This window comes from Streptomyces sp. NPDC104106 (assembly GCF_055584345.1).
The window spans coordinates 459,990-482,638 of the sequence record NZ_JBVJMF010000003.1 but is presented as its reverse complement, the minus strand read 5'-3'; the positions used below and the strand labels follow the sequence as shown (position 1 = coordinate 482,638).

Below are 22,649 nucleotides of genomic sequence, written 5' to 3'. Positions count from 1 at the left end.
CAGACGCTGCCGGACCCGTGCGGGGAGCGGAGGCGGACAGGAATCGAACCTGCCTGCCCGAGATCCTCGGGCACCTCGGTTTTGAAGACCGGGAGGGCCACCAGGCACCCACACGCCTCCACCGACCGCCACGCTAGTTCCCCGGGAGCCGCGTATGACACCGACCCGCCAGGCCGCCGTACGACTCACGCAGTTCGCGCACGGCGGCGGCTGTGCCTGCAAGATCCCGCCCGGTGAGCTGGAGGAGGTCGTCACCGGGCTCCGGCCCTCACGGCCGGTCGGCGGCGGCGCCCTGCTGGTCGGTGTGGCCACGGGCGACGACGCGGCCGTGGTCACGCTGCCCGGGCAGGAGGGCACGGCCCTGGTGTCCACCGCCGACTTCTTCACGCCCGTGGTCGACGACCCCTACGACTGGGGGCGCATCGCCGCGGCCAACGCCCTGTCCGACGTGTACGCGATGGGCGGCCGGCCGCTGGTCGCCGTGAACCTGCTGGCCTGGCCGCGCGACCGGTTGCCGTTCGAGCTGGCGCGGGAGGTGCTGCGCGGCGGTCTGGAGGTGGCCGCGGAAGCCGGCTGCCACGTCGGTGGCGGCCACAGCGTGGACGACCCGGAGCCGAAGTACGGGATGGCCGTCACCGGTGTCGCCGATCCGGTGCGGCTGCTGCGCAACGACACCGGGCGTCCCGGCCTGCCACTGTCCCTGACCAAGCCGCTGGGCCTCGGGGTACTGAACAACCGGCACAAGGCGACCGGCGAGCGGTTCGAGCAGGCGATCGCCACGATGACGGCCCTGAACCGGGACGCCTGCGCCGCCGCCCTGGCCGCCGGGGCGACCTGCGCCACCGACGTCACCGGCTTCGGTCTCCTCGGCCATCTGCACAAGCTGGCCCGCGCCTCCGGCGTGAGCGCGGTGATCGACACGGCGGCGGTGCCGTATCTGGAGGGCGCCCGGGAAGCGGTGCGCGACGGGTACGTCAGCGGCGGCACCCGGCGCAACCTGGAGTGGGTGGCGCCGCACACCGACTTCGGTGCCACCGACGCCGGCACCCGGCTGCTGCTGGCCGACGCCCAGACCTCCGGCGGACTGCTGGTCGCCGGGGAGGTGCCGGGGGCGCCGGTGATCGGGGAACTCGTCCCGCGCGGGCCGCACTCCCTCGTACTGCGCTGACCAGCGCACTCCCCCGTCCTGCCGCGCTGGTCAGGGCTCCGTGCCCGTGTGCTCGTCGATGCCCGCCCGTGCCCGGTAGGCACGCACCAGCTCCACCGACGCGGGGCCGCGCGGGCGCCGTCCGGGGCGGATGTCGACGGCGAACGCCTTCGCCTCCTGGATGTGCGTGTTGGGGTCGAGGGACAGGTGCAGCAGTTCGTTGGCCGCGTCGCCCGTGGTGTAGCCGTTCGGGCCCCAGTGGTAGGGCAGCCCGATCTGGTGCAGCCTGCGCCCGTGCACGGTCAGCGGGGCCATCCGGTCGGTGACCAGCACCCGCGCCTCGATGACGCCCCGCGCGCTGACGATCGTCGCCCAGCCGGCGTGCTCCAGAGCGCGCTCGGCGGCCAGTTCGGGCGAGACCTCGCAGAAGAACTCCGGTTGCAGCTCCGCCAGATAGGGCAGCCAGCGGGACATGCCGCCCGCCGTGTGGTGCTCGGTGAGCCGGTAGGTGGTGGCGACGTACGGGAACACCTCCGAGCCCGGTTCACCGGCGCTCGGCTGATAGCGGTTGTCCGGAACCGTGGGCAGCAACTGCCGCACAGGGTTGCGCTGTTGGTCGTACAGCAGGTTGGGGAACGGCGAGTCCTGGGGTTCGTAGTGGGTGGGCAGCGGGCCGTCGGTGAGTCCGGACGGCACGTACAGCCAGGCCTTGCCGTCGGCCTGCATGATGAACGGGTCCCGGCCCGACAGGGCCTCCGGCCCGGTCGCGTCCTCGGGCGGTTCGTGATCGGGCGACTTGTCCTTCTTGAAGTCGGGCACGTCGTGCCCGGCCCACTCGCCCTGTTCCGCGTCCCACCACACCAGCGCCTTGCGCGCGCTCCACGGCCTGCCCTCGGGGTCGGCGGAGGCCCGGTTGTACAGGATGCGGCGGTTGGCCGGCCAGGCCCAGGCCCACTCGGCGGCCACCCAGTCCTGTTCCCGGCCCGGCTTGCGGCGGGCCGCCTGGTTGACGCCGTCGGCGTATACACCGCAGTAGATCCAGCAGCCGCAGGCGGTCGAGCCGTCGGGCTCGAGCTGCTCGTACGAGGACAGCGGCCTGCCCTCGGCGTCCCGGCCGTTGATCTCGGCGAGCACGGCCTCCGCGTCCGGTTCGGCGATCATTCCCTTCGTCGGATAGTCCCAGGCCAGGTCGAGCACCGGCCGGTCCATGTCAGCGGTGGACCCGGCGAGCTTCTCGCGGATGATCCGCCCCAGGTGGTACGTGAACCACAGGTCGCTGCGCGCTTCGCCGGGCGGCTCGACCGCCTGGTGGTGCCACTGCAGCAGCCGCTGGGTGTTGGTGAAGCTGCCGTCCTTCTCGGTGTGCGCGGCCGCCGGCAGGAAGAACACCTCGGTCCGGATGTCCTCCGTGCGCAGTTCGCCCGTCTCGATCTCGGGGCCGTCCTTCCACCAGGTCGCCGACTCGATCAGCGAGAAGTCCCGGACGACCAGCCAGTCCAGGTTCGCCATGCCGAGCCGCATCAGCTTGGAGTTGGCGTTGCCCACCGCCGGGTTCTCGCCGTACAGGAAGTAGCCCTTGCAGGTGCCCTCGCGCTGGGCCATGGCCGTCTCGTAGGCCGAATGGGAGCCGGTGAGCCGGGGCAGGTAGTCGAAGCAGAAGTCGTTCTCGTCGTTCGCCGCGTCGCCCCAGTACGCCTTGAGCAGACTCACCAGGTACGAGCGCATGTTGCCCCAGTAGCCCTTGTGGGCGGCCTCGGCCTCGACGAACGCGTCCAGGTCCTGGTTCTGGTGCGCGTGCGGCATCGGGATGTAGCCCGGCAGCAGGTTGAACAGGGTCGGGATGTCCGTCGAGCCCTGGATGGAGGCGTGTCCGCGCAGTGCCAGGATGCCGCCGCCCGGGCGGCCGACGTTGCCGAGCAGGGTCTGGAGCACGGCCGCCGCGCGGATGTACTGCACGCCCACCGTGTGCTGGGTCCAGCCGACCGCGTAGGCGAAGGCCGTCGTCCGGTCGCGGCCGGAGTTCTGGGTGACCAGTTCGCACACCTGGCGGAAGAGATCCTGCGGCACCCCGCAGATCTCCTCGACGATCCCGGGGGTGTAGCGGGCGTAGTGCCGCTTGAGGACCTGGAAGACGCAGCGCGGATGGCTGAGGGTCTCGTCCCGCTCCGGCTCTCCCTCGCCGATCACCGCGCCGCCGGACCCGTGCGCCTCGCCGCGCGCCGCCTCGGTCACGGAACTGCCGCGGCCGGTGCGCTTGTCGTACTCCTCGTCGCGCTGTCCGGAGGCCGCCTGGATCTCGGTGCCCTCGTACTGCCAGCTGCTGTTGTCGTAACTTCGGTTCTCGGTGTCGAGCCCGGAGAAGATCCCGGCCAGGTCCTCCGTGTCCCGGAAGTCCTCCCGGAGGATCACCGGGGCGTTGCTGTACGCCACGACGTAGTCGCGGAAGTACTTCTCGTGCTCCAGCACGTAGTTGATGATCCCGCCGAGGAAGGCGATGTCGGTGCCCGCGCGCAGCGGCACGTGTACGTCGGCGAGCGCGCTGGTGCGGGTGAACCGCGGGTCGACGTGGATCAGCTTCGCACCGCGGGCCTTGGCCTCCATCACCCACTGGAACCCGACCGGATGGCATTCGGCCATGTTCGAGCCCTGGATGACGATGCAGTCGGAGTTCTGTAGGTCCTGCTGGAAGGTGGTCGCGCCGCCGCGTCCGAACGAGGTTCCCAGACTGGGAACGGTGGAGGAGTGTCAAACACGTGCCTGGTTCTCGATCTGGATCGCGCCGAGCGCCGTGAACAGCTTCTTGATCAGGTAGTTCTCCTCGTTGTCCAGCGTGGCCCCGCCCAGGCTCGCGATGCCGAGGGTGCGCCGGGTGCGGGTCTCGTCGACCTCCCACTGCCAGCCCGCGCGCCGGGCCGCGATGACCCGGTCGGCGATCATGCCCATCGCCGTGTCCAGGTCGAGGCGCTCCCACCCGGTGCCGTGCGGGCGCCGGTAGAGGACGTGGTGCTCGCGGGCGTCCCCGGTGGTCAGCTGGAGGCTGGCCGCGCCCTTGGGGCAGAGCCGGCCGCGGGAGATCGGGGAGTCGGGATCGCCCTCGATCTGCGTGACCTGGCCGTCCTCGACGTAGACGTTCTGGCCGCAGCCCACGGCGCAGTAGGGGCAGACCGACTTCACGACCCGGTCGGCGCTCGCGACGCGCGGGGACAGCCGTGCGCTGACCGCGCTCTGGGCAGCGGCCCCGCGGCCCAGTGGGTCCGTCCCGGTGAGCTGGCGGTAGACCGGCCAGGAGTCGATCCAGGTGCGTACGCCCATGGCTCAGTCCTCCCGTTCCGTTCCTGTGCGGACGGCGGGTCGCGCGCCGGGCGGGCCCGCGAGGTGACGTCCCGTACCGGACCGCTCCCGCTCGCACGCCTCCTCCCGCGCACGATTCTCGCGCGGACCCGGCAGGACGGCATCCCCGAAGGTCTGCGTGACAGCGGTCCCCAGGGCGGGCGTGCCGCCGGCGGCGCGCACGGGCCGACTCGGGCTACGGCCGGGCATCGGCACCACCCTCCTCGCTCGTGCGGACCTCCCTGCCCGGCGGCGGAGTACCCGGGCCGTGCCCACCGAAACCGGGCCGGCAGCGGCGCTCAGCCGGTCCGGTGGCATTCCCGCAGCCTCTCGCGCTGCGGTACGACCGTGTACTTCGGGTCCTCGGCCGACGCGATCCCGGCGTGGAACACGCCGAACCGCAGCGCCGCCGAACCGGTCAGCAGGGCCGCGCCGGCCACCGCGGCGAGGGCCCGGCCGCGCCGCCGGTCCGCGGCGGCGGCGAGGGCCGCGCCGCCCGCCGTGAGGATCTCCGCGGCCCGCAGCAGTGCGTGCGCCCTGCCCGTCTCGTACGGCTCGGCCAGCAGGGTGCCCATCCGGCGTTTCATCAGCTGGAAGCCGCCGAGTTCCAGGGCCGCGCCCAGGGCGGCCATGCGCCGGGCCGGTCCCGTCTGCGCCGGCGGCGCCGCCAGCAGCGCCAGACCCGCCGCCGCGGATGCGCCGGAGCCCGCGAAGACGTACGGCAGCTCCCGGTGGCCCTCGTGCCAGGAGGGCACCGCCGTGTCCGAGATCAGCACGGCGGTGTAGGTCGTGATCGCGGGGCCCAGGACGGCGGCCGTCCCGGTGGCCGTGGCGCCGAGGACCCGGCAGCGGCCCGTCACGTGGCTCGCGGCGGCGGCCAGGCTCAGCGGGGCGTAGCCGGCCAGGAGCCATGACCCGACGCTCATCGGCGAGGTCGGCTTGCAGACGCGCAGCATGTTCAGGAAGCGGGCCGGCCTGCCCAGGTCGTGGACCAGCGCCGCGAGGGACAGCGAGATGGCGCCCGCCGCGCCCAGCTTCGCGGCCCGGGCCAGCGCCGGCCGTCCGGTGGCCTGTGCGCCGGCGGCGAGCAGCGAGGAGCCGCCCGCCAGACCGCCCAGGTAGAGGTAGCCCGCGATGTCGAGGGGCTTCCAGCTGGGCTTGTTCAGGATCGGCTTGCCGTAGTACGAGGAGAACTCGGCGTCGGGCACCATGCTGCGCTCGCCGCGTCCCCGGCGGCGCCCGCCCCGCCCGCCGTGCGCTCCGGGAGCGGCCTCCCGTCCGGGCCGGGCGCCTCGCACGCCGTCGCGTGTCACGTCGGATTCGCTCATCGCCGCCTCCTGGGGCCCCCGCCGAGGAAGCTCGTGACGGCCAGCGCGGCGAGCGAGGCCGCCGCCAGCGCCGCGTGCCGCCACATGTCGGGCAGGTCCCGGGTGGTGACGACGGGGTCCGGCGGCAGGCCGTACACCTCCGGCTCGTCGAGCAGGAGGAAGAACGCGCCGTCGCCGCCGACCCCGTCCCCCGGATCCGCGCCGTACAGCCGCGCGTCGGTGACGCCGGCCGCGTGCAGCTGGCCCACCCGCCCGGCCGCCCGCTCGCGCAGCTCCTCCAGCGGGCCGAACTGGATGGAGTCCGTCGGGCACGCCTTCGCGCAGGCCGGTTCCATGCCGACGCCGAGCCGGTCGTAGCAGAGCGTGCACTTCCAGGCCCGGCCGTCGCCCTCGCGCAGGTCGATCACGCCGTACGGGCAGGCGGGCACGCAGTAGCCACAGCCGTTGCAGATGTCCTCCTGGACGACGACCGTGCCGAACTCGGTGCGGAACAGCGAGCCGGTGGGGCACACGTCGAGACAGGCCGCGTGGGTGCAGTGCTTGCACACGTCCGAGGACATGAGCCAGCGCAGCTCGGTGCGCCCGTCGGGGGACAGTGGCGAGATCTCGCCGGCCGGGGCGCCCGCCGGGGCCGCGTCGGGTGCCGGGGCCGTGGCCCCGGGCCCCGGGGAGACCGGGGATGCGCCGAGCCGCCGGGCCGCGTCGAACACGTCGACGCCCTCGTGCGAGCCACCCGGCTCCTGGCCGCCCGGTGGCTTGCGCTGCTCGATGAACGCCACGTGGCGCCAGGTGTCGGCACCGAGCCTCTGGGAGTTGTCGTAGGACATGCCGGTCAGCTCCAGGCCGTCCTCCGGTACCGCGTTCCACTCCTTGCACGCCACCTCGCAGGCCTTGCAGCCGATGCACACGGTGGTGTCGGTGAAGAACCCCACGCGCGGCGGGGCGTCGGTGTGTCCGGCCGCGCCCGCCACGTCCGGCTGCGGGCCGGACAGCAGGTTGCCGGGCCGGGGCTCCGGCCGCCGTGGGCGAGGCCCGCCGGCGCCGCTGTCGGTCATGACTCGGCCTCCTCGCTTCGGGTGCCCCCGCTCTCCCCCTCGTCGGCTTCCATGCCGGCCCACGCTCCCCGCCCGGCCCTCACCTCCGAGCCTGGCACGGGTGCCCGTGCGGCGCTCGCCCGAAACCGCCTCGGCACGGCCGGTGAGGCACGGCTGCGGCCACAGGCGCACGGGCGGGGCGTCCGCACCCTGGCCCGGACCCGGCCGACCTGCCGGTTTGCCGGTGCCGAGCGGGATGCGGCCGGGCGCGGATGAACGCCTCCCGAGGGGGGACTTGGTCGGCATGGCGCGTTCCACAGCAGGCACAGACACATCGGAGATGCCCACGTTCACCTCCCTGGAGGAGCTGACCGAGCTGGTCTCCGCCCGGCAGGGGCTCTATGTGCGCTGGTCGCCGGATCCCGCCCAGGACCTGGACGGCATGTCCAGCACCGACGACCTCACGGGCGTGGCGCTGCCCGGTCTGTCGGCGAGCCCGCTCGACGTCGAGGACTGGTGGGGCGGCCGGCCGACGCGCGTGTGGGTCGCCCGGCGGCTGTACGACTACTCCCATCTGCCCCGGGTCAAGGACTCCCGAGCCCGCCCCTGGGTACTGGCGGCCAGGGAGACGGGTCGCGGTCCCGACAACGAGCCGGTGGTGGCGGACGTACAGCCGCTGGGGTGGATCGCCTCGCGCGTGATCAGCGAGGCCGACACGGTCGTGAAGGCGCAGCGGGGCTCCTGGGGCCCCCTGAACCGGGACGGTGTCGCGGAGGGCTGACCGCCCTGCCGCGAGGGGTCGTTCCGGCTCGTGGTGCGGCCGGCACGACGCTGAACCGCACCCGATGCACGTGGCCGTGACACCGGCCGGATCAGCGGCGTCCACGGCCGGGGACGGCGGCCCACCGCGTCAGGGATGTGTCGGCCCGGCCGGCCCACGCGGGCCCCGCCGCGCAGAGCGGCACGGCGGCGCCCAAGGCCAGTGCGTCCCCGAGCAGTTGACGTGAGTCAACACGCTGACGTCCCTGTGCATGTCCGCGGGCTTACATCCGCGGATGCAGGCCGCGCCTCCTTCGCGCAACTTCTTGCCGGAAGAGAACAATCCCGCATCCTCGAATCGGTCCACTCGAACCCTGATTTACCTTCCACATGCTGGAATGATCCCCCTGAGGGCAAGTCGGGAACTCTGTAGCATCTGAACAATTCAAGGAGGCTCGTGCGAGCCGTAGCGGTCGTGTGCTGGTGACAGGCACCGGTGCGATGACCCCGCTGGGGGCGGATGCGCCGTCGTCGTGGCCGGGGCTGCTGGACGGTACGTCGGGGGTGCGGTTTCTGGAGGAGGAGTGGGCCGCGGACCTGCCCGTGCACGTCGCGGCGGGGCTCACCGTGGACCCCGCCTCCCTGCTTCCGAGGAACGAGGCCAGGAAGCTGGACCGCGGTGAGCAGATCGCGGTCCTCAGTGCGCGCGAGGCGTGGCAGGACGCCGGTGCTCCGCAGGTCGAGCCGGAACGACTCGCCGTCGTCATCGGTACGGGGACCGGCGGTGTCCTCACCACGCTGGGGCAGGACGACGTCTTCCGAACGCGCCGGGGTCCGCCGGCTGTCGCCGTTCGCGGGCCCCCATGCTGATGCCCAACGGGCCGGCCGCCCGGGTGAGCATGGACCTGGGCGTGAAAGGAGGCGCCAGGACTCCGGTGAGCGCATGTGCGTCCGGGGCCGGAGGCCCTCGCCCTGGGACAGGATCTGATCCGCAGCGGGCGGGTGGACGTGGTCGTCGCGGGTGGGGTGGAGGCATGCCTGCACCCCCTCACCATCGCGGCGTTCGCGCAGATGAAGGCCCCGTTGACGCAGTCCGTGGACCCAGAGGGCGTGTCCCGCCCGTTCGATGTCAAGCGGTCCGGGTTCGTCATGGGCGAGGGCGCGGGGATGATGGTGCTCGAACGCGCCGAGTTCGCGCGGGGCCGTGGGGCGCGTGCCTACGGCACGGTGGCCGGCAGTGCGTGAGTTCGAGCGCGAACCACTTCACGGCCTCCGACGCGTTCAGCCCCTGCGGCCACCACTACCCGCCGGCGGACGCCGAGCAGCTGGTACGCGGCTTCACCCAGGAGCTGCTCGGCGCAGACGGCCCGGCATGGTCCTTCGCGGCCGTCAGCCCCGACTTCCTGCGCTCCACCGGCTGCCACAGTGGCGAGGAACCGCAACCGCCGGCGTACTTCGATGGCAGCGGCTCCGACACCGCCACGTTCGTCCACCGGGACCGCACCTTCCACTTGCTGCTGACGAACGGCTCACCGTGAAAGGGGCCCGGCCACTGCCGGAGGCGTGGGTCCGCACCCAGACGGTGAGGAGCGGGTCGAGGCGCCAGCGCCGATCGGTTCCGCTCGCCGGAATCGTCAACGGCAAGCGCCTCACCCGTCCGCCGGGGTCACGCCGGCCGGGGCGCCCCTCGGCGGTTGATCAGCGGCAGAAGCGAGGTCATGCCGGCTGCTCCTTGTCCGCGGTGGCGCGCTGGGTGGGGATGGCGCGGTCGTTCTGCAGGAGCCATAGTTCGCGGAACAGGCCCGGCGCGGTGGTGAGTTCGTCGAAGGTGCCGGTTTGGATGACCCGGCCGTGGTCCAGTACCACGATCTTGTCGGCGACGGCCACGTTGGCGAGCCGGTGCGTCACGAGGACGACGGCACGGTCTTGGGCGACTTCGCGCAGGCCGGTGAAGATCCTGTGTTCGGCGCGGGCGTCGAGGGCACTGGTCGGTTCGTCCATGACCAGAAGTCCGGCTTGGCGGTGGAAGGCTCGGGCGATGGCGATGCGCTGCCACTGGCCGCCGGACAGTTCGACACCGCCGTACCATTCCCGCGCGAGCAGGGTGTCCAGGCCGCTTCGGAGGCTGTCGACCACTTCGTGGGCTCCGGCGCGCTCGGCGGCCTGGTGGACGGTCCGGTCGCCGCCGTGGGGCTGGCCGAGGGTGATGTTCTCGCGGGCCGTGAGGGGCCAGTGAGCGAAGTCCTGGGGGACGACGGCGGTCTGCTGCCACAAGGCGTGGGGGTCGAACTCGCTGGTGTCGCGGCCGTCCCAGGTGACGCGACCGTGGGTGGGCAGGTAAAGGCCGGACAGGAGTTTGGACAGGGTGGTCTTGCCGGATCCGTTCTCGCCCACCAGGGCGAGGACTTCGCCGCGGCGGACCTCCAGGGTGACGCCGTCCAGCGCCGGCTTGTCGGCACCGGGATATACGTAGGTGAGGTCCTCCGTACGGACGATGTTCGGAGAGGCGGCAGAGCGGGTTCCGCGGTTCATGCGGTGGCCGCCGGCTTCCTCGATGAAGTCGACCCAGTCGTCGAAGAACAGGCCGGTACGGAAGAGTTGGGTGCCGTAGCCGACGAGGCCGCGCAGGGACGATCCGACGGTACGCAGGGCGAACACCGCGGTTCCGGCGGACGCTACGGACATGTGGCCCGTCGCCAGGAGTAGCGCGAGCGCGCTCCAGACGACGAGGGATCCGGCGCCTCCCGCGAGGGCGCCGAGGAGTTGGTAGCGGCCTCCCCGGTTGATGGCGCGGTCGGTGATGGTGTCCACGCGGGCGCCGATCTTCCGGTACAGACCCAGCAGGAAGGGAGCCATGGTGCCGGCACGGACCTGGTCGGCTGTCTCCTTGTCCACGATGTACCAGCGCAGCAGGGCGAGGATGCGCCGTTCCGCCGACATGTCACGGCTGGCCTCGTAGTTGACCTGGGCGCTCTTCATGCTGGCGAGTCCCTGCGGGAGGACGGCCAGCAGGAGCAGTGGGAGGAGCGCGGGGTGGAGGGCGGTCAGCACGCCGGCGGCCGCGACGATGGAGGCGGCGCAGGCCATGAGTTGCTGGGACTGGGTGATCAGGTCCTGGGCGAGTTCGGCGCCCCGGTCGGCGTTGTCCCACCGGTCGTTGAAGCCCGGCTGGTCGTAGGCGGTCAGCTCGGCCGCGACCGCCGCGTTCAGCATCTCCAGCTCGGCTTCGCGGGAGATCCGGGGGGACAGCCGCCAGGACAGGTTCGTGATGGCGATGGCGAGGAGGGCTCGGGCCCCGGCCGCGACGGCGAGGGCGGCGATGGCCGGGATGGCGCTGGTGAGCCGGTCCTGGATGTGCCCGGAGGCGACCAGGGCCGTGATGGTGCCGGTCGTGGCGACCAGGCCGAACGCTTCCAGACCGGCTGAGAGTCCCTGGCAGGTGAGGAGGCAGGCGACGGCGCGCCGGTCGATCTTCCAGGCGAGGGCCAGAGCGCGGCGCATCAGGTACGGGAGGCGCCGGGCCATCCCCCAGGTGGTGCCGGGATGGCGGCGCAGGACGGTGAGGCGAGGAGACTCGAACCTGAGTTCCTCGGCGGGTTCGCCGCAGGCGGGTTGGTCAGAGGCGGCTTTGTCAGAGGCGGGTTTGCCGGAATCACTGCCTGTGCTCAAGTGGGTCCTCCTGTGAGGGAGTCAGGCACGCCAGAGTGCGGCATCCCTGACGGCCGCGGGAATGGCACCAGCACAAGATCCACTCGAACTCGTGAACCGTGCGGTGTATCGGCCCCGACCGCGTACGGCAGACCAACCACGAGGCCGCGCTCCCCGCCAACGCGCTGCCCTACTCGGTACGAAGACCCTCTGCCGTCGAAGTCGTATCGCTCTTGCGGATCCCGCCCGGATGGACCGGCGCTTCGGTGCGGTCGCCGCCGCCGGGGCATCGTCACTGTACGAACGCGTCGCCGTCGCCCTGAGTGGCTCCGGCGCGGCACTGCGCGCTGTCGAGCCGGTGCCGGCCGGCGGGCGGCACCCCGCGGTGATCCTCGCCGCGCCGCACGCTCTGGCCGGACGCGCCCCGGCGCTTGCCGCAGCCTCTGCCGCCCCCAACGGGGACGCGGCCGCCGGCGCGGCGATCGACACGCTGCTGCGCACGCCCGATGCGATCGTGGCCATCGCCGTGCGGCGTACGGCCCGGCCCGAGGAGAGCGGACGCTGCGCCGTGCCGTATGCCGCCGTTGAGGAAGTTGCGCGCCGGGCGGGCGCGCATGCGGTGGGGCTGATCGACGTGCGCTGCTCGGCCGGGCTCGATCTCCGTGTCGATCGCGTCGGCCTCACCTACGACGACGACAGTCACCGGGCGACCCGTCGTCCCCGGCGCGGATGACGTCTTCGGTCGTGGCGGACCAGCCCGCCCGACGCGCGCGATACCCGAGGTCGGTGCCCCACCGACCGTCCGCCGGCGATCCGCCGGTGTGGGCGATGCGGCCCCCGGTGTTATTCAATGAGGTGTGCGGTCAGGGATGGATCTCGGGGCTCTCGCCGCACGGGTCCGAGTACGGCCCCGGCGCTGCGCCGGGGATTGCCGAGAGAGCCGCATGGACTCCACACCTTCCCCCTCGCCCTCTTCGCCGTTCGACCTGGTCAGCAGTGCCCTGGAGCGCTACATCCCGCGCGGCGGAGCGGCAGCGGCCGCCGGTCCCGCCGGCGCGCAGGGCGACCGCACCGCCCGCCGACAGGTGCCCGGCGATCCGGCAGCCGGCCGTCAGGACCGGATTCTGGGCGCGATCAACCTGGACAGGACCCTGAGAATCACCCGCTGCAACCTGGACGCGCCCGTATTCGCCGGCCTGGACGCCGTCGCCGGGAGTCGCTTCGTCGACCTCCTGCCCCCCGGGGACGTACCGACGGTCACGCGGCGGTTGCGGCAGGTCCTGCGGACCGGTGAGGCGCACGTCGCCCGGATCCAGCGCCTGCGGCGCGGCGACGGGTCCGAGCTGGTGGTCTCGATGAGCATCCTGCCGGCCGCGGTGCCTCAGGAGGGGCTGACCGTCTCCGTGATCGCCATGGCCAGGCGACTGCACCTGTATGCCGCCGAGACCGCGATCGGCACCTCTCTGGACATCGGCGAGACCGCACAGTCGCTGGCGCAGTCCCTGCTGGCCTGGGGAGACGTGGCCGCCGTCGACCTCGACTTCGCCGTGTGGACGGGCGCGGGAGTCACCGGTCAGGTGCCGGGGCGCATCCGGCTACGGCGGGCGGCCCTGGTGCCCGACCGGGCGTGGCCCGAAGGCTATGTGACTCCCGGAGACGATCTCCCCGGTGACGCGAGTCGCCTGCTGGCACAGGCGGTACAGCGGGACGACGCCCCACAGGCCATCGTCATCCCCGACCGGGAGGCGGTCGAGCGGGTGCTCGGCAGCCCGCGCGTGATACGTGCCCTCGTACCCGGTGACCGGTCGGCCGGTGTGGCGTGCATACCGCTGGTCCTGGACGGCGCGCCGCCTGTCGTACTGGGCGTGGCGGAAGTCTGGCGGCGGGCGGACTGCCCCTTCCGCGACAGTGAACTGCTCGACCTGCAGGAACTGGTCGCCAGGACCGCCCATCACGTCGACCTTGCCCGTCAGCACCAGCGCGAGCACACGCAGGTGCTGGCGTTGCAGCGCCGGCTGCTGCCCCGGGCCGGCGGCGACACCGTCGAGATCGCCAGCGTCTACCAGCCCGCCACGCCCGACAGCGCGGGCGTCGGCGGCGACTGGGTGAACAGCTTTCCGCTGCCGGACGGCCGCACCGCGCTGGTGGTCGGTGACGTCGTCGGACACGGGCTGGGAGCCGCGGCCACCATGGGCCAGCTGAGCACGGAGGCCCGCGCGCTGCTGTCCGCGGGGCTGGCGCCCGACGAGGTGCTGGAGCACCTGGACGAGACCGTGTCGCTGCTGGACGACGCGGAGTCCGGGCTGGCCGCCGGCTACAGCGCCCTCGGGTCGACCTGCTGCATCGCCCTCTACGATCCGGTCAGCCACCGCGTGGCGCTGTCCAGCGCCGGCCACCTCCCGCCGGTCCTGGTCTCCCCGGACGGGCGGGCGGGCCCGCTCGCGGTCCGCCCTCACCCCGGCCTGGGCGCGGAGTTCGCCCTGCGGGAACCCTTCGACGTACACACGTTCGAGACGCCTCCGGGCTCCCTTCTCGCCCTCTACACCGACGGCCTGGTGGAGGATCCGGCCGTGTCGATCGACGAGGGCATCGACAGGCTGGCGGACGCCGTGTCCACGGTGCACCCCTGGGACGCCCTGCAGCAGGCCGCACGGCACGTCGTGTCCGCGTTGGCTCCCGTGCACCAGCGCGACGACGTCACCCTGCTGCTCGCCCGGATGATCGGCTACCGCAAGGGGGACACCGCCACCTGGCGCCTGCCCGCCCGCTACGACGCCCCCGCCCGTGCCCGCGCGCGAGTCTCCGCGCTGCTGCGGCAGTGGCGTACCAGGGACGACACCCGGGACCACGTGCTGCTGCTGGTGAGCGAGCTGGTCACGAACGCGGTGCGCTTCGCCACCGGCCCCGTCACGGTACGGCTGATCAGGGCCGGCCACAGCCTGCTGTGCGAGGTGGGCGACACCGGCAACGGCAGGCCACGTCTGAGCCGGGGCGGCCTCCTCGACGACGGCGGCCGTGGCCTGCACGTCGTGCACGGGCTCACCACCCGGTGGGGGGTGCGGTGGACGAACGACGGAAAGGTGGTCTGGGCGAGGGTCGCGAGGTGACGGCCGTGCCCCCGCCCCACCCGGTGCCGCCGGCGGTACGGACGCCGCTCACAGCGTCACCGGGGGCGTGACCGGTGACGCGGACAGCTCGTTCGCCGGTACGGGCGGCGCGGGTTCCCGCTACAGCCACTGCCCTTCCAGGGCCGTGGCGGTGAGGCCCGGTGCGGCCGCGTACAGGACGGCGCGACTGCCCGGCTTCTGCCCGGCGTCGTGCGCCCGCCGCATGATGTCGAACACGGCGGCGCCTCCGCGGTTGCCGCTGGTGTAGCTGTCCCTGCTGTAGTGCAGCAGCCCCGACGGCCACGCGTCGGGCATCGTCTGCTCCATGTACTCCAGCACCCGGGTCCCGCCCGGGTGCGCCAGCAGCACGTCGGGGTGCCAGGAGTCGGGGTCGTCCTGGTAGCGGACGCGCAGCCACTCCCACATTGCGGTGACCGTCTCCTGCACGGCGCGCGGCCCGCGCCGGTCCATCACGAAATGGGTGCCGTCCGCCCGCGTCTCCAGGCGGTGCAGGTCCTGGGTGCCGGGCAGGGTGTGGTGCCAGGCGGTGTCCAGCCGCAGCACCGATTCGCGCCTCGGGCGGCCCGTGACCACCGCGGCGACCGCGGTGTCCGCGAACAGCAACCGGACGATCAGGGATTCGAGAGTGTCGTCCGCGGGCTGGTAGGTCGTGCTCAGCGCCTCCGCGATCACGACCAGGACCACGCGGTCGGGGTCCGCGGCCACGAGATCCGCCGCCAGCGCCAGGGAACGGGTCCCGGCGATGCAGGCCCACTGCGTGGCCGGCAGCAGCATCACGTCGTTGCGGAGCTGAAGCTTGTTGGCCAGGGCGATGTCCAGGCCCGGCAGCGCCGGGGTGGTGGAGTGACTGGTGATCAAGCAGTCGATGTCCGCGGCGTCCAGTCCGGCGATCTGCAGGGCTCCGCGCGCGGCACGCTCGCCGTAGGACTGCACGGCCTCCCATGCGGGCGCGGTGCGCTCCTGGACGGTCTGCGGCACGGGTATCGCCTCCAGCGCGGCGATCACGCGGTCCACGTCCCGCTGGGTGAAGTCGTCGCGGGTCAGGGCCTCTTGGACCTGGCCTCTGCCGACGGACCGCAGGCCGCCGCCGTCACCCGGCGCGACGGCGGTCTCCAGCGGCAGCATCCACCCACGGGCCTCGATGCCCGTACTGGCCGCGATGCCGTCGATCCGCGGCGCCCACGCCGCATGCGGGTGCCGTGTCCGCACCTCCGCCACGATCTGGCTGGTCTCCACGGCGTGCTCGCCGTGTATCACGGCAGGAGGACAGAGGTAAGCGGCCATGATGGGCACCTTCCGGGAAAAGGGGGAATGTCACGCGTGCTGCGCCAGGGGGCACTTGGGACTTCGCGCCCAAGACGATGCCGACGAACTCCGCGTCGGGAGTGGCATCCGTTCCGAGCATGGCCACTAAAGGGACATTTCCGCTGTGATGCACACAACTTAGGCGGTAATGAGCTGCGTGACACAGCACACACCTCTGAAGCAGAGCCCCTCAGGAGCATTCCGAGGTCTTACCTGACTCCTCGTCAGTCGAGAGGGGCCCATACCGCTGCCGCGCGCCACGCCTCCGGCCGCCGGCGGCTACGGCCCCGGCCCCGCGCTTGGCGAGGACGACGGTCAGGCGCGCGCGGCTACGGCGGCTACGGCGAGGGCCGTGCCCACCAGTCCGCCGTCAGCCCGCCCCGGTGGACGTGCCGCCCAGCACACGGGTCTGCTCCGCGCGCCGCTCGTCGAACCTCTCCCCCAGGACGCCGCTCCGGCTCGGCTGCCGTGGTTACGCTGAATCACTCCCGGATTCCGCCGGGACGCCATGAGAGAAGAGGCGGACGTGGGGGAACTGGACGGCAAGAACGCACTGGTGACGGGCGGCTCGCGGGGGATCGGGCGCGCGGTCGCCCTGCGGCTCGCCTCCGAGGGGGCGCTGGTCGCGGTCCACTACGGCGGCAACGACGCGGCCGCCACGGAGACCGTCGCGGAGATCACCGAGAACGGCGGCCGGGCGCTCGCGGTGCAGGCCCGCTTCGGCGAGAGGGGTGCGGTGGACCGGCTGTTCGAGGGGCTCATCGCCGGGCTGGCGGACCACGACGCGGACGGTCTGGACATCCTGATCAACAATGCGGGCATCCACTCGGCCACTTCGATCGGGAAGCTCACCGAGGAGGATTTCGAGCGACTGCTGACCGTCAACGTGAGCACGCCGGTCTTCGTGATCCAGCGGGCGCTGCCGCTGCTGCGGGACGGCGGACGGATCGTCAACATGGGCTCCGCGGCGACCCGGATAGCGGACCCCCTCCAGATCGGCTACACCCTCACCAAGGCGGCCCTGGCGGCCCTCGGCCCGTCGCTCGCCAACGAGTTGGGGCGACGTGGGATCACCGTGAACACGGTCGAACCCGGAGTGGTGATGACCGACATGATCGCTCCCTACGCCACGGTTCCCGAGGCGCTGGCCGGACTTGAGTCGATCACCGCACTCGGCCGGATCGGTGAGCCTGAGGACGTCGCAGACGTCGTGGGCTTCCTCGCGGGACCCCGGGGCCGCTGGGTGACCGGCCAGAGCATCGATGTCTCCGGCGGCACCTACCTCGGACCGATCCCGGCCGCGTGATCTCCCGGGGCGCGGAACCGCGAGCGCGTGGATGTCGGCGCGGGCCCCGCACGCCAGGCCGGGGCCGAACCCCTGACCGCGCCCTCGTCTCCGCGCCCCGGACAGCCGGGGCCGGCTGGACGAAAAGCGCGATGCGGCGCCGTCTCGGGTGTGCGAGCCTCACGCGTGCGCGAGCGTTCCCTCTCCCCCGGTGCCGGCCGAGAAAGCCTCCGATGCCCCGGGACGACGTCCTCGAGCAGCCGCAAGCGGCTGACGCTTCGGCTCTTCGCTTCGGCGGTCAATCCCGTTGCGTGAACCGGCGTTTCGTGGCCTGCTCCACGGGCCAGTACGGTCGGATCCATGGAATGGAATCTGCAATCGGCCGAAGGACTCGCGGCGGCCTTGCGTGCCGGTGACGTGACGTCGGCGGAGCTGACGGACGAGGCGATCGCCCGTATCGAGCGGGACGACAAGGCGATCAACGCCATCTGCGTGCCGGACTTCGACCGCGCACGAGCCGCCGCACGCGGTGCCGACCAGGCGCGCGCCCGCGGTGAGGACCGGCCGCTGCTCGGCATTCCGGTGACGGTGAAAGAGTCCTACAACATCGCCGGGCTCCCCACGACCTGGGGCATATCCGCACACCGTGACTACCTGCCGGCCGAGGACGCGGTGCAGGTGTCGCGGCTCAAGGCCGCAGGTGCGGTGGTGCTCGGCAAGACCAACGTGCCCGTGGGGCTGCAAGACGTGCAGAGCTTCAACGAGATCTACGGCACCACCAACAACCCGTGGGATCACGGTCGCACACCGGGCGGATCCTCCGGTGGATCAGCCGCGGCTCTGGCGGCCGGATTCGGCGCGCTGTCCATCGGCTCCGACATCGCCGGTTCGTTGCGCACTCCCGCGCATTTCTGCGGTGTCTACGCGCACAAGCCGACACTCGGGCTGTGCGCACCACGCGGCATGGTCCCACCGCAGGCGCCTGCGTTGCCGACCGACCCTGACCTCGCCGTCGTCGGCCCGATGGCGCGCACGGCCCGCGACCTCACGCTCCTGCTCGACGTCATGGCCGGACCGGACCCGCTGACGTTCGGCGTGGCGCACGATCTGAGGCTGCCGCCCGCGCGCCACGAGCGGCTCTGCGACTACCGGGTCTTGGTCCTCGACACGCATCCGCTCATCCCGAGCGGGGCCGCGGTGCGAGCGGGCGTGAACCGGGTGGCCGACGCGCTCGTCGACGGCGGCGCCCGCGTCGAACGTCACAGCCCCCTGCTGCCCGACCTGGCCGAAGCCGCCGTGATCTACACCCAGTTGCACCTTTCGAGCGCCGGTGCGCGTCTTCCCGTCGAGGCGTACGAGCAACTCCGGAACCGCGCCACCGGACTGAACCCCGACGACCAGAGCCTCGACGCGGCGCGGCTGCGCGCACTGGCGTGCAGTCACCGCGACTGGAGCGAGGCCGACAGCCGGCGCGAGCTCCACCGCCACGGCTGGCGGCAGCTCTTCGCCGAGTTCGACGCCGTGGTGTGCCCCATCACGCCCACTCCCGCTTTCCCGCACGACCACAACCCGGATTCCCTGGCACGGCGGATCGACATCGACGGCGTCGAGTACCCGTACCTCGACCAGCTCGTCTGGGCCGGTCTTCCCACGATGCCCGGCCTGCCCGCCACCGCCGTACCGGCGGGCCGGTCCCCCGAGGGTCTGCCCGTGGGAGTGCAGCTCATCGGTCCGATGTTCGAGGACCGCACCCCGCTGCGCCTGGCCGAACTGCTCGAGGAGGAGATCGGCGGCTTCCGCGCACCGTAGGAGGCCTTGGTCAGGGGGCGCGGTGACGGTATCGCCGCCTGTGACGCGCAGCAGGCCGAGCTTGCCCGCGTCACGGCTTGCGGCCGCTGCCGTGTAGGTGACCATGCGCCGGTCCGTGCCGGGGACCACGAGGACCTCGCAGTCGAGCAGGATGTCACCGACCTGCGGAGGCCGGATCGTCTTCCGGTCGCTCGTGTGCTGGGTGGCAGCCGTCCGGGGGCCCGGTGATGAGCGAAGGCGCCGGGCCGTCCTCGAGGTGTTCCACCACACCAGGGTCCAGTCGGCGCTGAACGCCCCGACCGGGATGTCGCCGAGGCGCGCGGCGAGCCGTTTGATTCCCGGGGCCCGTGGGGGCTGACCGTCCTGTCCCGGGGCGGCAGGTGCCCGGTGCTCCGGTACAGCTGGTCGCGTTCGGGCCGGGAGAGTCGAAGGGCGCGGGCAGGGCGCCGACCACCTGGGCCGAGGGGTTCTTCGCGCGCGTAGTCGACGCAGAGCCCGGCCGGCTGTGCCGGTTCCTCGCGGCGCGGTCCCCGGACCACGACGGCCGTCCGCCACGGTGAAGCCGGCGTCGGCCCGGCACGAGCAAGGCGCCGACCGGGGCCCGCGTCGAGCGCGACCGTGTGGCCCGTTCGCCGGAGGAGTCCTACGACCCTCGGCGCGAGCGCGAACTCCGTGACGTCACCGAACGGTTCACCGCGGCACACTCCGCCCGGCAGACGCCCCTGACCGGTGTCCCGCGGCGCCGCAGGCCCGGAAAGGGCGGCACTGCTCGCATGCGGCTCCCGCGCTCTGCGACCCGTCCGAGAAAGGCGCACGCTCAAACGGCCCGTACGGCTCCGTCTTCGCCTCGAAGAACGTCCCCCTCTTCCGGCGGTGGTCAAGGCGCCGACCGGTTAATCCGGGCGGAATTCCGCATTCCGCACCCCTCGGGAAAATCGGTGGGACACACGTGCAAAGATCCGGACAATGATGCGGGCGCTCCTCACACCACGCAGAGCGCATCGCCTGATTCCGCATACCTCATGGAGTCATACGTGACCCAGCCTTCCCGGCCCACACGCGCCCTGTCGCGTCTCGTCACCTCGGCCATCGCCGTCACCCTGGTCGGCGCCACCGCCGGCACCGCTCTGGCCGACGTCCCCGCGACCACCGGTCCGGGGAAGAGCGTCGCCCGGAGCGCCGCCGCGGCCGGACAGCACAAGCCCACTCCCGCCGCCCCGTCCTTCTTCCTCTCCGCGATCCTGCCGTCGGGCCAGATGTACGCCTACTTGCCCGACGGGAAGGGCGGTTTCGACGACCGGTCGGGGGCCTACGTCTGGCCGCACTTCAGGTACGGGGCGGCGATCGACCCCGACCTGACCGGCTCCCAGGACGGCGACTACCACGTCATGGACGACGGCACGCTGAACCTCTGGCGCGGCGGGCGCCTCAAGAAGGTGGCCACCGGCTGGGGTCGGTACAACGTCGTCTTCTCTCCCGGCACGCTGGTTGGTGCCAAGCACCCCGACCTGCTGGCCCGCGACAAGCAGGGCATCCTCTGGCGCTTCCAGACCAAGGCCGACGGCACACTGGCGCCGCGCGTCGAAGTCGGCCCCGGCTGGAACCGGTTCACCCAGATCACCGGCCAGGGCGACCTGTCCGGGGACGGCAAGCCGGACGTCGTCGCCCGCGACAGGCAGGGCGTCCTGTGGCTGTACAAGGGGACGGGCGACCCGCGGAAGCCGTTCACGTCGCCGGTGAAGGTGGGTCCAGGCTTCAACCAGTTCGACAAGCTGATAGCCACGGGTGACGTCGACGGCGACGGCCACAGCGACCTGCTCGCCCGCGACCCCAAGGGCAACCTGTGGCTCTTCAAGGGGACGGGCAGGGCCGCCGCGCTCTTCACGGCGCGAGTGAAGATCGGCACCGGCTTCGACCAGTACCGCGAGCTCTTCTGACGCCCAGGCAGGGGCCTGACGCAGGCCCCTGCCCAGATCCGCCGGCGTTCCCGCCGGCGCGGTGCAGAGCCACCGCGTGAGCGCGGCAACAGCAGGAAGAAGCCGGCGAAAGGCCCTTTGCGTAACGTTGCGCGAACCCGTCGGCTCACGACTGGCAGCCATCGCGCCGGAATTACCCCCGCTCCCGCACCCGTTGCGTGAGCGTCGACCCCGTCATGCCCCTCAGCGCCGGCAGGAAGTGCCGGTGAGCATGTTGCCGGTGGCGGCCGTGATGACCGAGTCGAGCCGGTCCCGCGCGTGCACGAGGTCGGAGATGCGCTGGTCGACATGTTCGCGCTCCGCCGCCAACCGCCTGAGCAGGGCGGGGGTGGCGCGGCCGTCGATGACGCACGGCATGAGCTCGACGATTGTCTTGCTGGACAACCCGGCGGCGTACAACTGCTGGATCAGCTGGACCCGGTCGACCGCGCTCTCCGGGTAGTGGCGCTGACCGCTGGGGCTGCGCTCGGCGCTGAGCAGACTCTGCTCCTCGTAGTACCGCAGGGCCCGGACGCTGACGCCGGTCCGGGCAGCGAGTTCTCCGACACGCATCTCGTCTCCTGTGTGGCATGCATCGCGCGGCTTGCCTCTGACGTCGACGTGAGGTTCTAGCGTAACTCGCGCGCACCTCACGTCCGCCCGGCCCAGGGCACACACCGCCTGGAGGAAGCACACTCATGCCCCGCTACCCGACGACCGGCCTCACCGGCCCCGCCTCCACCCCGACCGTGTCGGTCAAACCGGTCGTGCTGCCCGCACCGCAGCGCGGCGACGACCTGCCTGTACGCGTCTCCGCACCGGTCACCGGCACCCGCCTGCCGATCGTCCTGTTCTCGCACGGATTCGGCTCGCACCTGGACGGCTACGCACCCCTGGTCGACCACTGGGCCTCCCCTGGCTTCGTGGTGATCCAGACCACCCACCTCGACTCCCAGCGCGTCAACGTCGCCGCTGACGATCGCCGCAGGCCCCACATGTGGCGCTACCGCGTGCAGGACATGAAGCGGGTCCTCGACGAACTCGACGCCCTGGAGGCATCCGTGCCCGGCCTGGCCGGCCGGGTGGACCGGGGTCGCGTCGTCGCGGCCGGACACTCCTTCGGCGGCCAGACCGCGGGCATCCTCGTGGGTCTGCGCGTCACGGACCCGACGACCGGAGCCGTGAGGGACATGTCCGATCCCCGGGTCACGGCCAGCGTCCAGCTGGCCACAGCCGGCAGGGGCGGCGACGAGCTGACCCCCTTCGCCCACGAGAACGCTCCCTGGCTGCGCGACCAGGACTTCTCCCACATCACCGCCCCCGGACTCGTCGTCGCCGGCGACAAGGACGAACTCCCGCTCTCCACTCGCGGCCCCTCCTGGGCGACCGACTCGTACACCCTCGGCCGCGGCGACAAGAGCCTGCTGACGGTCTACGGCGGCGAGCACTCCCTCGGAGGGATCTCCGGCCACGCGGCAGCGGAGACCACCGACGAGAATCCCGTCCGCGTCGCCCTCGTCCAACAGGTCACCCTCGCCTACCTGCGCCACGTCACCGGCATCGACCACGCCGATTGGGCGACGGCGCAGTCCGTCCTCGCCGGTGATTCCCATCCGCTGGGACGACTGGAATCGAAGTAGCCACCCGCGGAGGTGGGGGGTAGAAGCGCAGGGTGACGCCGAGTGGGCACCGTGGGTACAGACGGCGTTCCCGAGCCGGTTGGCGCCGAGCCCGCTGACGGAGGCGAGCGGTTCGATATCGGCTGCGCCGATCGGGCCGACCGGGCCGCTGGTCTGCGTCCGGCCGACGATCCATACGGACGGCGTCGGCGCCTGGATGACCGTGGAGCCGCCGCGCCGTCCGGCGTGTGAGAAGCGGGCCCCTGGGTACGGTGGTGTGCCGGGTGTTCCTTGGGCATCGC

The 22,649-nt window shown here is 72.3% G+C and carries 17 protein-coding genes, 1 tRNA gene and 1 pseudogene; 11 read left to right on the top strand and 8 right to left on the bottom strand.

Annotated features, from left to right (window positions below; translation table 11 throughout):
- Positions 1-27 precede the first annotated feature (27 nt).
- A tRNA-Sec gene (locus ACZ60X_RS09535) sits at positions 28-120 on the bottom strand.
- Between the two features lie 34 nt (positions 121-154).
- Here ACZ60X_RS09535 and selD point away from each other — a divergent pair.
- A complete protein-coding gene (gene selD / locus ACZ60X_RS09530; protein ID WP_469595471.1) occupies positions 155-1,168 on the top strand; it encodes a selenide, water dikinase SelD in 1,014 nt (337 codons plus the stop codon).
- Positions 1,169-1,198: 30 nt separating this feature from the next.
- Here the strand turns inward: selD and fdh are convergent, their stop codons facing one another.
- From fdh to ACZ60X_RS09515, 3 genes are all read right to left on the bottom strand, one after another.
- Positions 1,199-4,459, bottom strand: a complete 3,261-nt coding sequence (fdh, locus tag ACZ60X_RS09525) for a formate dehydrogenase (protein ID WP_469595469.1) — start codon at positions 4,457-4,459, stop codon at positions 1,199-1,201.
- A gap of 317 nt (positions 4,460-4,776) precedes the next feature.
- A complete protein-coding gene (nrfD, locus tag ACZ60X_RS09520; protein WP_469595466.1) occupies positions 4,777-5,805 on the bottom strand; it encodes an NrfD/PsrC family molybdoenzyme membrane anchor subunit in 1,029 nt (342 codons plus the stop codon).
- Positions 5,802-6,860: a 4Fe-4S dicluster domain-containing protein gene (locus ACZ60X_RS09515; protein WP_469595463.1), complete on the bottom strand. Its 1,059-nt coding sequence runs from the start codon at positions 6,858-6,860 to the stop codon at positions 5,802-5,804. Before ACZ60X_RS09515 ends, nrfD begins: the two co-directional genes overlap by 4 nt.
- Before the next feature lie 319 nt (positions 6,861-7,179).
- Here ACZ60X_RS09515 and ACZ60X_RS09510 point away from each other — a divergent pair, with 319 nt between their 5' ends.
- The 4 genes from ACZ60X_RS09510 (at position 7,180) to ACZ60X_RS09495 (ending at position 9,136) form a co-directional block, all read left to right on the top strand.
- Positions 7,180-7,620, top strand: coding sequence for a DUF6098 family protein (locus ACZ60X_RS09510; RefSeq protein ID WP_469595460.1), 441 nt, complete (start codon positions 7,180-7,182; stop codon positions 7,618-7,620).
- Positions 7,621-8,081: 461 nt separating this feature from the next.
- A complete protein-coding gene (locus tag ACZ60X_RS09505) occupies positions 8,082-8,468 on the top strand; it encodes a beta-ketoacyl synthase N-terminal-like domain-containing protein (RefSeq protein ID WP_469595458.1) in 387 nt (128 codons plus the stop codon).
- Positions 8,469-8,543: 75 nt separating this feature from the next.
- Positions 8,544-8,843, top strand: a complete 300-nt coding sequence (locus ACZ60X_RS09500) for a beta-ketoacyl synthase N-terminal-like domain-containing protein (RefSeq protein WP_469595456.1) — start codon at positions 8,544-8,546, stop codon at positions 8,841-8,843.
- Positions 8,840-9,136 carry a hypothetical protein gene (locus ACZ60X_RS09495; RefSeq protein WP_469595454.1) on the top strand — a complete coding sequence of 99 codons (297 nt, stop codon included), beginning with the start codon at positions 8,840-8,842 and terminating at the stop codon, positions 9,134-9,136. Before ACZ60X_RS09500 ends, ACZ60X_RS09495 begins: the two co-directional genes overlap by 4 nt.
- Before the next feature lie 178 nt (positions 9,137-9,314).
- On the opposite strand, the gene ACZ60X_RS09490 is transcribed toward ACZ60X_RS09495, so the two are convergent.
- Positions 9,315-11,267, bottom strand: coding sequence for an ABC transporter ATP-binding protein (locus tag ACZ60X_RS09490; protein ID WP_469595450.1), 1,953 nt, complete (start codon positions 11,265-11,267; stop codon positions 9,315-9,317).
- A gap of 229 nt (positions 11,268-11,496) precedes the next feature.
- Between ACZ60X_RS09490 and ACZ60X_RS09485 the strand changes: the two genes are divergently transcribed.
- Positions 11,497-11,979, top strand: coding sequence for a DUF2332 family protein (locus tag ACZ60X_RS09485; RefSeq protein WP_469595448.1), 483 nt, complete (start codon positions 11,497-11,499; stop codon positions 11,977-11,979).
- Between the two features lie 211 nt (positions 11,980-12,190).
- Positions 12,191-14,353 carry an ATP-binding SpoIIE family protein phosphatase gene (locus ACZ60X_RS09480; protein WP_469595445.1) on the top strand — a complete coding sequence of 721 codons (2,163 nt, stop codon included), beginning with the start codon at positions 12,191-12,193 and terminating at the stop codon, positions 14,351-14,353.
- Between the two features lie 120 nt (positions 14,354-14,473).
- Here the strand turns inward: ACZ60X_RS09480 and ACZ60X_RS09475 are convergent, their stop codons facing one another.
- A complete protein-coding gene (locus ACZ60X_RS09475; RefSeq protein WP_469595443.1) occupies positions 14,474-15,658 on the bottom strand; it encodes a beta-ketoacyl-[acyl-carrier-protein] synthase family protein in 1,185 nt (394 codons plus the stop codon).
- A gap of 547 nt (positions 15,659-16,205) precedes the next feature.
- Here ACZ60X_RS09475 and ACZ60X_RS09470 point away from each other — a divergent pair.
- Together ACZ60X_RS09470 and ACZ60X_RS09465 are read left to right on the top strand one after the other, a co-directional pair.
- On the top strand, positions 16,206-16,985 hold the full coding sequence (locus ACZ60X_RS09470; protein WP_469595440.1) for an SDR family NAD(P)-dependent oxidoreductase: 780 nt from the start codon (positions 16,206-16,208) through the stop codon (positions 16,983-16,985).
- A 339-nt stretch (positions 16,986-17,324) separates the two neighbouring features.
- The gene (locus ACZ60X_RS09465) at positions 17,325-18,773 is read left to right on the top strand and encodes an amidase (RefSeq protein WP_469595437.1); all 1,449 of its coding nucleotides are present in this window, start codon (positions 17,325-17,327) and stop codon (positions 18,771-18,773) included.
- Positions 18,774-18,833: 60 nt separating this feature from the next.
- Here the strand turns inward: ACZ60X_RS09465 and ACZ60X_RS09460 are convergent.
- Positions 18,834-19,043 (bottom strand): annotated as a pseudogene (locus ACZ60X_RS09460) (MmyB family transcriptional regulator); the annotation flags it as partial.
- Positions 19,044-19,807: 764 nt separating this feature from the next.
- Here ACZ60X_RS09460 and ACZ60X_RS09455 point away from each other — a divergent pair.
- On the top strand, positions 19,808-20,710 hold the full coding sequence (locus ACZ60X_RS09455) for an FG-GAP repeat domain-containing protein (RefSeq protein WP_469595435.1): 903 nt from the start codon (positions 19,808-19,810) through the stop codon (positions 20,708-20,710).
- Between the two features lie 222 nt (positions 20,711-20,932).
- Here the strand turns inward: ACZ60X_RS09455 and ACZ60X_RS09450 are convergent, their stop codons facing one another.
- Entirely contained in the window at positions 20,933-21,301 is a 369-nt protein-coding gene (locus ACZ60X_RS09450) for a MerR family transcriptional regulator (protein WP_469595433.1), read from the bottom strand.
- A gap of 125 nt (positions 21,302-21,426) precedes the next feature.
- Between ACZ60X_RS09450 and ACZ60X_RS09445 the strand changes: the two genes are divergently transcribed.
- Entirely contained in the window at positions 21,427-22,368 is a 942-nt protein-coding gene (locus ACZ60X_RS09445) for an alpha/beta hydrolase family protein (RefSeq protein ID WP_469595430.1), read from the top strand.
- Positions 22,369-22,649: the final 281 nt, after the last annotated feature.

Coding starts and splice junctions, on each gene's coding strand:
- selD (WP_469595471.1), top strand. CDS start 155: ATGACACCGACCCGCCAGGCCGCCGTACGACTCACGCAGTTCGCGCAC.
- nrfD (WP_469595466.1), bottom strand. CDS start 5,805: ATGAGCGAATCCGACGTGACACGCGACGGCGTGCGAGGCGCCCGGCCC.
- ACZ60X_RS09515 (WP_469595463.1), bottom strand. CDS start 6,860: ATGACCGACAGCGGCGCCGGCGGGCCTCGCCCACGGCGGCCGGAGCCC.
- ACZ60X_RS09510 (WP_469595460.1), top strand. CDS start 7,180: ATGCCCACGTTCACCTCCCTGGAGGAGCTGACCGAGCTGGTCTCCGCC.
- ACZ60X_RS09485 (WP_469595448.1), top strand. CDS start 11,497: ATGGACCGGCGCTTCGGTGCGGTCGCCGCCGCCGGGGCATCGTCACTG.
- ACZ60X_RS09480 (WP_469595445.1), top strand. CDS start 12,191: ATGGACTCCACACCTTCCCCCTCGCCCTCTTCGCCGTTCGACCTGGTC.
- ACZ60X_RS09475 (WP_469595443.1), bottom strand. CDS start 15,658: ATGGCCGCTTACCTCTGTCCTCCTGCCGTGATACACGGCGAGCACGCC.
- ACZ60X_RS09465 (WP_469595437.1), top strand. CDS start 17,325: ATGGAATGGAATCTGCAATCGGCCGAAGGACTCGCGGCGGCCTTGCGT.
- ACZ60X_RS09450 (WP_469595433.1), bottom strand. CDS start 21,301: ATGCGTGTCGGAGAACTCGCTGCCCGGACCGGCGTCAGCGTCCGGGCC.
- ACZ60X_RS09445 (WP_469595430.1), top strand. CDS start 21,427: ATGCCCCGCTACCCGACGACCGGCCTCACCGGCCCCGCCTCCACCCCG.